12 protein-coding genes are annotated in these 12,118 nt (G+C 46.9%); 6 read left to right on the forward strand and 6 right to left on the reverse strand.

Annotated features, from left to right (window positions below; translation table 11 throughout):
* Positions 1–77 precede the first annotated feature (77 nt).
* Positions 78–746, reverse strand: a complete 669-nt coding sequence (locus tag ACN081_RS03790) for a pyroglutamyl-peptidase I (protein WP_419107007.1) — start codon at positions 744–746, stop codon at positions 78–80.
* 55 nt (positions 747–801) lie between these two features.
* Here ACN081_RS03790 and ACN081_RS03795 point away from each other — a divergent pair, with 55 nt between their 5' ends.
* A complete protein-coding gene (locus ACN081_RS03795; protein WP_419107008.1) occupies positions 802–1,239 on the forward strand; it encodes a hypothetical protein in 438 nt (145 codons plus the stop codon).
* Here the strand turns inward: ACN081_RS03795 and ACN081_RS03800 are convergent.
* Positions 1,207–1,662, reverse strand: coding sequence for an NUDIX hydrolase (locus ACN081_RS03800; protein ID WP_419107009.1), 456 nt, complete (start codon positions 1,660–1,662; stop codon positions 1,207–1,209). The two genes, ACN081_RS03795 and ACN081_RS03800, sit on opposite strands and share 33 nt — an antisense overlap.
* A gap of 155 nt (positions 1,663–1,817) precedes the next feature.
* Between ACN081_RS03800 and ACN081_RS03805 the strand changes: the two genes are divergently transcribed.
* Positions 1,818–4,037, forward strand: a complete 2,220-nt coding sequence (locus ACN081_RS03805; RefSeq protein WP_419107010.1) for an NADP-dependent isocitrate dehydrogenase — start codon at positions 1,818–1,820, stop codon at positions 4,035–4,037.
* 66 nt (positions 4,038–4,103) lie between these two features.
* Here the strand turns inward: ACN081_RS03805 and ACN081_RS03810 are convergent, their stop codons facing one another.
* Positions 4,104–4,718 carry a thymidine kinase gene (locus ACN081_RS03810; RefSeq protein WP_419107011.1) on the reverse strand — a complete coding sequence of 205 codons (615 nt, stop codon included), beginning with the start codon at positions 4,716–4,718 and terminating at the stop codon, positions 4,104–4,106.
* 227 nt (positions 4,719–4,945) lie between these two features.
* On the opposite strand from ACN081_RS03810, the gene ACN081_RS03815 reads away from it, so the two are divergent.
* Both ACN081_RS03815 and ACN081_RS03820 read left to right on the forward strand, forming a co-directional pair.
* Positions 4,946–6,283 (forward strand): DUF2252 domain-containing protein, encoded by a 1,338-nt coding sequence (locus ACN081_RS03815; protein WP_419107012.1) that lies wholly within the window; start codon positions 4,946–4,948, stop codon positions 6,281–6,283.
* A gap of 22 nt (positions 6,284–6,305) precedes the next feature.
* A complete protein-coding gene (locus ACN081_RS03820; RefSeq protein ID WP_419102839.1) occupies positions 6,306–7,931 on the forward strand; it encodes a cation:proton antiporter in 1,626 nt (541 codons plus the stop codon).
* Positions 7,932–7,997: 66 nt separating this feature from the next.
* Here the strand turns inward: ACN081_RS03820 and ACN081_RS03825 are convergent, their stop codons facing one another.
* Both ACN081_RS03825 and ACN081_RS03830 read right to left on the reverse strand, forming a co-directional pair.
* Complete coding sequence (locus tag ACN081_RS03825; RefSeq protein ID WP_419102840.1) at positions 7,998–9,476, reverse strand: amino acid permease; 1,479 nt, start codon at positions 9,474–9,476, stop codon at positions 7,998–8,000.
* A 243-nt stretch (positions 9,477–9,719) separates the two neighbouring features.
* Complete coding sequence (locus ACN081_RS03830; RefSeq protein WP_419107013.1) at positions 9,720–10,193, reverse strand: OsmC family protein; 474 nt, start codon at positions 10,191–10,193, stop codon at positions 9,720–9,722.
* A 109-nt stretch (positions 10,194–10,302) separates the two neighbouring features.
* On the opposite strand from ACN081_RS03830, the gene ACN081_RS03835 reads away from it, so the two are divergent.
* A complete protein-coding gene (locus ACN081_RS03835; RefSeq protein ID WP_419107014.1) occupies positions 10,303–11,079 on the forward strand; it encodes an AzlC family ABC transporter permease in 777 nt (258 codons plus the stop codon).
* Positions 11,072–11,401 (forward strand): branched-chain amino acid transporter permease, encoded by a 330-nt coding sequence (locus ACN081_RS03840; protein ID WP_419107015.1) that lies wholly within the window; start codon positions 11,072–11,074, stop codon positions 11,399–11,401. Before ACN081_RS03835 ends, ACN081_RS03840 begins: the two co-directional genes overlap by 8 nt.
* 96 nt (positions 11,402–11,497) lie before the next feature.
* Here the strand turns inward: ACN081_RS03840 and tpx are convergent, their stop codons facing one another.
* Positions 11,498–11,998, reverse strand: a complete 501-nt coding sequence (gene tpx, locus ACN081_RS03845) for a thiol peroxidase (protein ID WP_419107016.1) — start codon at positions 11,996–11,998, stop codon at positions 11,498–11,500.
* Between the last annotated feature and the right edge of the window lie 120 nt (positions 11,999–12,118).

Here is a 12,118-nt window from a genome sequence, read left to right on the forward strand (position 1 = left end):
AAAACAAATTTTGGTGTTTACACCCCACCCCTAGAGCGTTTTTATCAATCACAAGATGCTCCTCAAGAGCAACGGTCTTATAGCGTCGTTTCTCGGTGCTGAACTAGTTCACTGACTATCACATCAAGAGTGTCTACCACCGTAGACTCCTCAAGGGTAGGAATCGTTCCTTCTACTCCCCCAGTTTCTGCTGAAGCACTGAATTCTTGAGAGCTTATATCCGTCAATGCTGGTATATGAATAAAACCAGCATAAATATCTGGAGTATGGGCATAATGATGCAATAGTTCGTACATCACGTGGTTACACACGTATGTGCCGGCACTATACGATACTTCAACAGGCAATGACAGTTCTTGCATTCTAGCAATCAGAGAAGGTACGGGAAGTCTTGCGAAATAAGCGGTATCGCCTTCAGATCGAATATGTTGATGTCGGCGCTGGTCTCCGTCATTATCGGGAATACGAGCCTCATCATAGTTAATAGCCACGTGCTCAATACTGATACGAGAACGACCAACAGCAACCCCTAAGCTGATAATGATGTCGGGATTTTCTTCATCGAGTATTTGTATCAGTTGCTGAGAGCTCCTCGCAAAGCTTACCGGTAACTCACGAATAACGCACTGTATCTGTTCACCATAGGACCGGTGTTTGTAGCGTCGTTGGAGATTCTGTGCGACTAGTTCGGTGGGGTTGACAGGAACTCCGGGGAATGCCCCAAAGTATGTTACAAGTATTTTCATGGTTTCCTCCCTTGGCAAAGGTCTTATCAAAGCCCCTATCCCCTAGACTGTCTATATGCGCAAACATCATTCTTCCCGCACAGACCATCACCTCATACATCATCAAACGCTAGAACAAGATACTCCTGAAGCGCTTTTACTTGATGGCAACGCATATGAAGAAGAACAGCATAGCGAACAACGAACCCCAGCGCAGCCTTTAACTCATTGTTCTGCGGTACAAGCAGTCACTCGATTTTATCGTTTCTTTAGTCTGAGGGAGGGGCAAGCAAGTGCCTCTGAGTTCGTGTGGGGCATGGCGTGGTCTTGTTGTACGACGCTAGGAATTTTTATGTTAACCGCGTGGATGCATACGCAGGTAATGGCAGATGTTGTCGGCTCATTTTTTCGGGTGCTCTACATGCTGATGATTTATTGTGCGCCAGCGTGGTTTATCATCCACATTATGCCAACGTTTTCTTTACTCAGACGGTTTTTCAATGGCAGAGTGTAGCTCTTGAGCAACCAGAGCCGGAAAGATATGAGCGGTATTTAGGGGTGCTTGATGTTCTAAGCGTGTATCTGTAGGGTTCACCCATCGAGTTTCGACAATTTCTGCGGTCAAAGAAAAAGATAGCTCTACGATATTTGAAACGTTCGGCGTATATCGAAAAACCTCCGCTTTTACAGTGCGATTCGGCTCGTTCAAAGCAGCTGACTCAAATACTCCAAAATATGTCAGCTCATTTTCGGTACATTTGACGCCTAATTCTTCAAAGACTTCTCGACAAGCAGTTTGTTCCGGGCTCTCGTGAGGTTCAGGTTTTCCTCCAGGGAGCATAAAACCGGTGGTTCCGTTTTTGCGGACTGTTAACACTTCGCCGTTCTGGTTCATCAAGATGACGGCACTCACGTAAATGGGTGGAGGAAAAGTCATAAGTCTTAGCATACCTCGTAACGATTGGGTAGCTGATATGGCTTTTTCTCAAGAGATAAAGTCATATACACGCTTAGTTCTCTGTGCTAGAGGACACATTAGAGTATTGTTGTATACAGCACAACCGTATACAACACACACGGGAGACGAAACCCATGTCCAAAATTATCTACACCCACACCGACGAAGCACCGCTTCTAGCGACCTACTCCTTCAAACCCATTGTTGAAGCCTATACTCGTCAAGCAGGTATCAACATCGAAACGCGAGACATCTCGTTGTCTGGACGCATCCTTGCACAATTCCCAGAACGGCTCACCCCAGAGCAGCGCGTCGATGATGCGCTCACCGAGTTAGGTGAACTCGCACAAACCCCTGAAGCAAATATCATCAAGCTCCCTAATGTCTCAGCATCATTGCCTCAGCTCAAAGCAGCTATCCAAGAGCTTCAATCTCAGGGATACGATATTCCCGATTATCCCGAAGAAGTACAGACCCCAGAAGACGCCGACATACGAGCACGGTATGACAAGGTCAAAGGTTCAGCAGTAAACCCTGTTCTCCGTGAAGGAAACTCTGACCGCCGCGCACCACTATCGGTCAAAAACTATGCACGAAAAAATCCGCATCGTATGGGAGCATGGTCTCAAGATTCAGCAACTTCAGTTGCCACAATGAGCGCTGGAGATTTCCGAGACCATGAGCAGTCTATCGTTATGGAAGCAGAAGACACACTGCGTATCGAACACGTCGATACTGAAGGTCAAGTGACTGTTCTCAAAGAATCTCTTCCTGTGCGTGCAGGAGAAATTATCGATGGAACGTATATGGATGTCGCAGCACTTCAAACGTTCCTTGCAGAAAGTATTGAACAGGCAAAGAAAGATCATGTACTCTTCTCCGTCCACCTTAAAGCTACGATGATGAAAGTCTCCGACCCCATTATTTTTGGGTACGTTGTTCGAGCATTCTTCGCCGAACTTTTTGAAAAGTATGGAGAAGAACTTAAACGTCTTGGGCTCAACGGAAATAATGGTTTAGGCGCTATTCTTGACGGGGTCGGACAGTTACCTGAACAAACGCGCGAAGATATCATGCGCATGATTACTCGCCGATTGGCTGAAGGCCCCGACCTAGCGATGGTCAATTCTGATCGAGGAATTACCAACCTTCACGTTCCTTCAGACGTTATTGTTGACGCTTCAATGCCTGCGATGATTCGCTCCTCTGGTCATATGTGGAACGCTAGAGGAGAAGAGCAAGACACTCTTGCTGTTCTACCAGATTCTTCTTACGCGGGTGTATATCAAGTCGTTATCGATGATTGCACGAAAAACGGTGCACTTGACCCCACCACCATGGGCACCGTACCTAACGTTGGGCTCATGGCGCAAAAAGCCGAAGAATACGGTTCGCACGATAAAACCTTTGAAATTGAGTCAGAGGGTACTGTGCGTATCGTCAATTCTGCGGGCGAAACGCTCATGGAACACCATGTTCAAGCTGGCGATATTTGGCGCGGATGCCAAACCAAAGACATCCCTGTTCAAGACTGGGTCAAGTTAGCAGTTACTCGTGCCCGTGAATCTCAGACCCCCGCAGTATTCTGGCTCGACGATTCTCGCGCCCACGACCGTGCACTAGCCCAAAAAGTACGTCACTATCTCAAAGAGCACGATACTGAAGGTCTTGAGATTCACATTCTGTCTCCTCAAGAGGCAACACAATTTTCTTTGGATCGTATTCGTCAAGGGAAAGACACCATATCCGTCACAGGAAACGTTCTACGTGACTATCTAACGGACCTCTTCCCTATCCTTGAGCTAGGTACCAGCGCAAAAATGCTCTCCATCGTCCCACTCATTAATGGCGGTGGGCTCTTTGAGACAGGTGCCGGTGGTTCCGCTCCCAAGCATGTTCAGCAGGTCATAGAAGAGAACCATCTACGGTGGGATTCTCTCGGTGAGTTCTTGGCGTTGGCAGCATCTTTAGAACACCTGGCAAAAACAACCGGCAATGCTCAAGCTCAGGTGCTTGCCGATACTTTGGATCGTGCAACAGGAACGTTCCTGACCGAGAATAAGTCTCCATCACGTCGTGTAGGAGAACTTGATAACCGTGGTTCTCACTTCTATCTGGCGTTGTTCTGGGCTCAAGAACTTGCCCAGCAACAGCAAGATACACAGTTGGCAGAAATTTTTGCCCCTGTTGCTCAACAACTAGAACAGCATGAAGGCACCATTGTTGAGGAACTTCTCCAAGTACAAGGTCATTCTGTTGAGCTAGGTGGGTATTATCGTCCACGTTCGTCGCAGGCAGAGACTATCATGCGTCCTTCGACGACGTTCAATCAGGTTCTTGAGACCCTGATGTAAAAGCTCCTTGTTGATAGAAAAAACCGTTGCTACCACCATATATGCGAGGTAGCAACGGTTTCTTCTTTATTCTGGCAATAAAACGTTCTGGGATTCTTCTAAATAGCATTTTGCACATAAGGATTCATACCCGACGTGCACACCATCAATAGCGACTTGAGATCCAGAAAAAATAAACTTTCCATCAACGGTACGGCCGTTGAAGAGTGCTTTGCGTCCGCAACGACAAATAGTTTTAAGCTCTTCAAGGGTATGCGCTATTTCTAATAATCGTGCTGAGCCAGAAAATGCTTTTGTTTGAAAGTCTGTACGGATTCCGTAGCACATGACCGGAATATCATCGAGTACGGCAATCCGCATTAAATCGTCAACTTGTGCACTGGTCAGAAATTGTGCTTCGTCTACTAAGAGACAAGAGATAGGAAGCGACACTCCGTTATCTGCTGTTTTTAAACATGCTTGAGTAAAGAGTTCTCGTACGTTTGCTTCCATTCCGATAAGAAAATCTACTTCACGGCTAACACCTAAACGAGAGAGAATTTTTTGGTCGCCTTTAGTATCAACTTGTGGTTTGGCTAGGAGAACTTTCTGTCCTCGTTCTTCGTAGTTATAGGCAGCTTGCAATAGTGCAGTAGATTTTCCAGAGTTCATTGCACCGTAGCGAAAATATAGCTTTGCCATCTCATCTCTCGTTCTTTTAGAATTATGCCTCACTTATTCTAACGGGTATTTGAACACATCAAAGCCCCAGTCTCTTAGACCGTTGGTATATAAGTTCAATGCTGTTCTTCGCCGGATACTACACAGCAAGCGCACACGACACCACACCAAGATGAGCAGAGGGCAACTATACTTATATGTGAGCTGTCCGTAATCCCGAGCTAAAAGAACAGACTAGAGGTGTTCAGATGATTTCTACTAGCGACGTTGAAGCGTTATTGGCGCCCCCTGTTAGAGAGACTGACCCTCTAGACATTATTATGGAGCAGAATAAGTCTCGTTTAACGGAGCTTGTTCCGGTACGTATCGGGCGTATGTCGGAGTCTCCTTTTGCGTATTATCGCGGCACCGCGGGACCTATGGCAGCAGATTTAGCGACCCGTCCCAATTCGGGGGTTTTCCCCTTAATCTGTGGAGACGCACATATTGGAAATTTCGGGTATTTCGCTTCTCCCGAACGTAATTTGCTCTTTGACCTCAACGATTTTGATGAAGCAGGTCGAGGCCCCTTCGAATGGGACCTCAAAAGATTAGCAACATCGGTGTACCTAGCAGCTATAGATAACGGCGAAAACGAGCAGACAGCAACAACTCTCGCTGAAAAAACTTCTAAATATTATCGACGAACCATTTTGCGGATGAATCAGCAAAGCGCATTAGACCGATACTATGAGCGTGTTAACACCGATAATCTTGAAGAACTGATTAAAGAAGAATATCAACCAATCTTTAATAAATTTGAGCGCAAAGCACGTAACCGTAATTCAGAGCAGGCACTTCATAAATTCACTGTCACAGATGACCACGGCAATATCCGCATTGTTGATCAGCCACCACTCACCTTACACACCGATGAGATGAGTCTTGAGGCCATGGGCGAATTATGGCAACAGTATCTTTATTCTGCTCGCCCAGATATCCGTTATCTGCTCAGAAACTTCCGCATGAAAGATCATGTTCTTCGTGTTGTAGGGGTCGGTTCTGTCGGAACGCGTTGCTTTATTACACTTCTTCAAGACCAGCTTGGTAATCCCCTCTTCATCCAGGTGAAAGAAGCACAAGATACGGTGTTGCACACGTACGGAAAAATTGAGCAGACCTCGGAATCTCTTGGCTTTCCTGACCGCCCCATGGGTAACGGCTTCCGTGTTGTCGCCGGACAGCGAGTGATGCAATCACAGTCAGATGCATTCCTTGGATGGATCACTGATGTTCCGACTCGACAAGGAACAACCACCGATTATTATGTGCGTCAGTTCAGAGATATGAAGGGCTCTATCAATATTTCTGCATTAGACGCTGAAGGTCTTAAACAGACAGCGAAAGTGTGCGCATCACTTCTGGCACGAGCACATGCGCAGTCACGTCATATTGACGATATCGCGGTATATTGTGAGGCCGATAAAATATTTGATGTGCATATGGGGCGTTTTGCCCACGCCTATGCACAAATTTGCACCCAAGATTTTCACCGTTTGCACAGCGCAGTTGAGGACGGAAAGTTACCTATTCAATACGCACTCTAACCCCTAATATAAGGAGCCGCCCATGAGCGATTTTGTTCCCTACCTTGTTCTTCCTGTCCTTTGTGGAGTAGGAGCTAAATTCCTAAGACTTCCCCCGATGCTCGGTTTTTTATTGAGCGGAATTATTCTGAACATTCTAGGGTACGAACCAGTAGAGGCTATCTCGAAACTTGGTGATTTGGGTGTGACTCTTATGCTCTTCACCATTGGTTTGAAGTTAGACCCTCGTTTACTTTTTAGAACTGAAGTTTGGCTCACTAGTGCTGTTCATCTTGTCATTACCACGGTGTGTGGTGCATCGTTCATTCTTTTTCTGACCGCTCTAGGGTTAGGTGTTCATGAAGTTATTCCTCTAGAGCAAGCAGCTATTTTAGGTTTTGCGCTCTCTTTTAGCTCTACAGTGCTTGTGGCAAAGACTCTTGAAGAACGTTCTGAAACGCGTTCTTTATATGGGCGCACGGCATTAGGTATCCTCGTTGTTCAGGATCTTTTTGCCGTGTTATTTGTGGCTGTTTCTGGTGAGCATTCACCGACGTGGTGGGCTTTAGGACTAGTTTTCTTAGTTCCTGCTTCGTGGCTTTTCAAAAAAGGTCTTGCGCAGATGGGGCATGGTGAGCTGCTCGTTCTGTACGGTATTGTTCTGGCGTTTGTTCCGGGGTATTGGCTTTTTGACATGGTTGGTGTCAAAGGTGATTTAGGTGCTCTTGTGATGGGGATGCTGATTGCTTCTCATCCGAAGTCTAATGAGCTTTCACGTATTCTGTTCTCGTTGAAAGAGCTTATGCTTGTTGGTTTCTTTGTCTCCACCGGACTTGCCGGTGTACCGTCGTTGAGCCAGTCATTATTTGCGTTCTTGCTGTTGTTCTTGCTCCCTATCAATACTGTGGCATATACAGCAATTTTGCGGTGGGCGGGTCTTTCTCCACGTACGTCAGTATTAACCTCATTGACGCTGACTAATTTTAGTGAGTTCTGCATTATTGTGATTGCGATGAGTACCAGCGCTGGTTTACTTGACCCATCGTGGACTATTACTTTCTCATTAGCAGTATCGTTGAGTTTTGTTCTCGGAACCATATTAAATATGCGTGGTTCTTCGTTGCCGTCTCGTCTTGCGGCGTTGGTTCCGCCGGTACCTGTTCATCGACGCCACCCTGAAGAGCGCCCCGTTGAGTTGGGTGATGTTCAAGCTGTTATTTTTGGTATGGGCAAGATTGGTCGTGCGACCTACGATGATTTAGTTCAGAACTATCAATTGCCAGTTGCTGGGGTTGATACCTCGGAGCCTCGAGTGAGCGCCCTTGCAGAGCAGGGCTATAACGTGATTGAGGCTGATGCAACCGATGAGAAGTTTTGGGAGCGCGTTACGGACAACCCACAGGTACATCTTGTGATTCTTGCGATGCCGGTTCATGGTACGAACGTTGATGCAATGCGTCATGCGATTGAAGCTCACTCTCATTGTGCTTTTGTGGCGGTGTCTCAATATGCTGATGAGATTAAAGAGCTTAAAGAGTTGGGGGCTGATACTGTGGTGAATCTTTATGACGGTGCAGGTTCTACTCTTGCAGAAGCTGGTTATAAGTCTTTTATTGAGAAGTTCCACCCGCGTACGGGTTCTATCACAACAGCATCTTCAGAGAGCTAGTTTGAGATAATAGAAAAGTCCTGGTCAGCAAATGCTGTCCAGGACTTTTCTCTATTTTAGAGGGTATTAGTGTTTTCTTTTGTCTACGCGTAGGCCGGATACGTCGACATCTTCTAGCGGAATCATGGTAGATTTAGTGACCATTTTGTGGATGAGCCAGACGGCAATAAAGATTGGCAAACCGATATATGCGCTGGTTACTTCAAGGAGCTGTCCGTTGAATACTGCTTGGTAGTTTTGTCCGAGGATAACGATAACGCACATAACGAAAGCGACGATAGGACCTAGCGGGAATAGCGGAGCGGTGTAGGGAAGATCGGCGAGGTCTTTTCCTTGTGCAATGTAGGCACGGCGGAAACGGTAGTGGCTGATAGCGATACCGACCCAGCAAATGAATCCGGAAAGGCCTGAGATGTTAATAAGCCAGGTGTAGGCGGAGCCTTCACCGATAATAGCGGTGAGAAAACCGAAGATTCCAACGGCGGCGGTGGCTAGCAAAGCGGGCATTGGTACGCCACGGCTGTTGACCTTTGCGAAGATTTGAGGGGCTTTTTTCTCGATGGCAAGTGCGTAGAGCATGCGTGAGGAGACGTAGAGTCCTGAGTTGCCGGCGGAGAGAACCGCGGTGAGGATTACAGCGTTCATGAGTCCTGCCGCAAAGGCAATGCCGGTACGTTCAAAGACAAGGGTGAATGGTGAGTATGCGATGTCTGTTGCGTCAGTACGTAGGAGGTTTGGGTCGGTGTAGGAGATGAGGAATCCGATGACGATAATCGCGCCGATGTAGAACAGCATGATACGCCAAAAAACAGATTTAATGGCTTTGGGGACGTCTCGGCTGGGGTTCTCTGCTTCTCCTGCTGCGACGCCAACCATCTCGGTGCCTTGGAAGGAGAATCCTGCAACCATGAAGATGGAGATGATGGAGAGCCATCCGCCGACGAAGGGGGCTTCTCCGTTTGTCCAGTTATGGAATCCTGGGGAAGTTCCTCCGATAATTCCGAAAATCATGGCAACGCCGGCAATGAGGAAGACGATGACGGTAATGACTTTGATGGTTGCTAGCCAGAATTCCCCTTCTCCGTAAGCTCTGGAGGAGAGTGCGTTAAGGGCTGTCAGTAGGATGAGGAAGGTTGCTGCCCAAACCCATCCCGGTACTCCTGGTAGCCAGAAGTTCATGACGATACCGGCTGCGACGAGTTCTGCGGCGACGGTGATGGCCCAGTTGAACCAGTAGTTCCAGCCCATGGCGAACCCGAAGGAGGGTGAGACGAAGCGTGCGGCATAGGTCTGGAAGGAGCCTGGTACTGGTAGGTGTGCGGACATTTCGCCGAGGGATTGCATGAGGAGCAATACCATGAGTCCGATAAGTGAGTAGGCGACGATAGCACCGCCGGGACCTGCTGTGGCGATGGTCTCGCCGGAGGCTACGAATAGTCCGGTTCCGATGGCGCCGCCGATGGCGATCATTTGCATGTGGCGGCTTTGTAGGCCGCGTTTGAGTTGCTTTTCTGAGGTGGGCAACTCGTGTTTGGTTTCGGACATAGTTTTGCCTTTAACGTTGTGAGGGGAAATGTGCATCAAAGGTACATAAGAAAATCTTATGTACCTTAAGTTATTTTTCAGATTACCAGTTATGGTCTTTAAAAACAGGGGTATATTTGCGTAATCCTCAGCACGAAACCCATAGAAAACCATAAAAAAGCTCTCACACACCACAAAAAGAACCGGCAATGTGTAACACACTGCCGGTTCTTCACCCCATATGTTAAAAGCTGATAGCTCTACTTATTTTTGAGTATCTTTACGCACAAACTTTACTGAAGTCTCGTGCTGAACAGTACGAGAGACCGTGCAATCTTTCTCATGAGATAACTGCAAAAGCCGTTCAACCAAGGAAGCAGCTTTCTTGCCACCTTGGTCTTCAGGAAAAGCAAGATCAAAAGCTACCTGAACCTCCTCAAGACGAACGGCACCGTTCTCTTCAACACGCATTGCAGAAGGAGTCACCTTAAAAACCTCTGGTTCAGTGTGTCGAGAAGTCACCACATCAACATCAATGGACGCGCACCCAGCAATAGCAGCTAATAGCAAGTCCACGGGGCTAAGCAGCCCCTCTCCTCGTCCGAACTCAAGAGTTGCACCCTGCGCATTGATTGCACGGTAGTGAGAAACCCCTAAGCGTTCAACCTGAACAGCACGATAGTTTGGGTCCTGTTCACGGGCAGGAGTATTGGTTTTAGTATTTTCTGGTTCACTCATTTTTATCTCCTCACTGGGGAAAACATACAGACTAGAATCTCCTGTCAAATACAACATTAGCTGGTAGCATTCTATTCCAGTTTCGGTAGAACCTCTCTAGAATATCTATATGCCCGCTAACACTACGTCATCTCAGCCTGCAGAAGATGAGACACCGCCTATTCACGGAGCTTATCAGCAGACATTCCCCCACGAAACTAGCTTTCAAGAAGCGTTCAGACTCACCGGAATCATCTGGGGAGGATTCGTTATTATGGGCATGGGGTTAGGAATTCTCCTCACCTCTTTACATCTTCCATGGTGGCTTGCTCCGGTGATTTCTTTCTGTGTTTTTGCAGGCTCTGTTGAATTCTTGTTAGTAGGAATGATTGCCTCGCACGCACCGCTACTTTCTATTGCCGCCAATACTTTTCTTGTCAACGCACGGCATCTTATCTATGGTCTATCTTTTCCTCTACATCAGGTCAAAGGAAAACTCGCAAAAACATATTCGATATATGCTCTAACCGACGAAATATTCGCTCTGACCGCAGGAAAAGATGCAACAAAGCTACGTTCATCTAGCATTTTATGGATGCAAGCAATGCTTCATGTGTGTTGGACGGCAGGCAGCGCTATGGGCGCTGTTATTGGGGCGAGTTTCCTCTCCCATATTAAAGGTGTTGATTTTGTGATGACAGCACTTTTTATCATTCTTGCAATAGATTCTTATCGAGCAACACACGATCGGGTATGCGCAGTCCTCGCATTGTTCTCTGCTTTAGTAGCGATTGTTTTCTTCCCGACTTCGATGCTCACAGCTGCTCTTTTGTTGTATGTTCTCTTACTGATTTTGCGATATTTTGCTCTCGAATTTGCAGAGAAGAAGGCTCACCATCATGCCTAGCGTTGAATATATGCTACTGGCCGTTTTAGTAGCTAGCGCAGTAACTTTTGTATTACGGGCAGTTCCCTTCGCCATTAAAAATGCGCTTAAAGATTCACCTCTTATTGACCATCTCAGTCGTTGGATACCTTCAGGAGCGATGATTTTATTAGCCGTCTACGCGCTCTACCATATTGACTATTCTTCTTCTGAGAGTTTTCTCCCGTATCTTTTAGGAGCTGTTGTCACAATTATTGTTCATGTGAGCACCCGTAACATGGTGGCGTCAATGGTCAGCGGAACGGTCGTGTGTGTCCTTCTGGCAAACTTTGTTTTCGTCTAAAAGATTCAAAGGAGTTAAGACGTTAACGTCGTAGGGTGGTTGTGCAGATGATTTGCACAACCACCCTACGAGCATTATAGGTGAGGGAATATTTTCTTATGCTTTGAGGACAGCGAGCGCTGCTTCATAGTTTGGTTCGTCGTGAATTTCTTCAACGAGTTGTGAGTGAAGAACAACGCCTTGAGGGTCGAGGACAACGACGGAACGAGCTAGTAGACCAGCAAGCGGGCCGTCTTCAAGAAGGACACCGTAATCTTGCCCAAAAGTGGAACGGAAATCTGAAGTTGCTACCACGTTTTCGATGCCTTCTGCACCGCAGAAGCGACCTAGTGCGAAGGGAAGGTCTTTAGAAACGCACACAACAACGGTGTTTTCTAAGGAGGCAACTTCTTTGTTGAAGGTGCGTACAGACTGAGCGCATACACCAGTATCAACAGACGGGAAGATATTAAGAACGATGTTCTTACCTTCGAAGTCTGCACTAGTAATCTCAGAGAGATCTGCCCCGACAACGGAGAATGCTGGTGCTTGTGCGCCAACTGCGGGAAGTTCACCAACGGTGTGGACGGTATTACCTTTTAGTTTTGTTTCTGCCATGGTTCTATTCTTTATCACGTACCTGATAAACGGCAAGGAAAATGGCTAAAGTATCTCTCAAAGCGTCATATTTTCCTGAAGAGGTGTACCTCTAACGGATGTTGTTCTTCTTGCCAGAAA

It is taken from the genome of Rothia sp. P13129, assembly GCF_048512865.1.
GTDB lineage: Bacteria > Actinomycetota > Actinomycetes > Actinomycetales > Micrococcaceae > Rothia.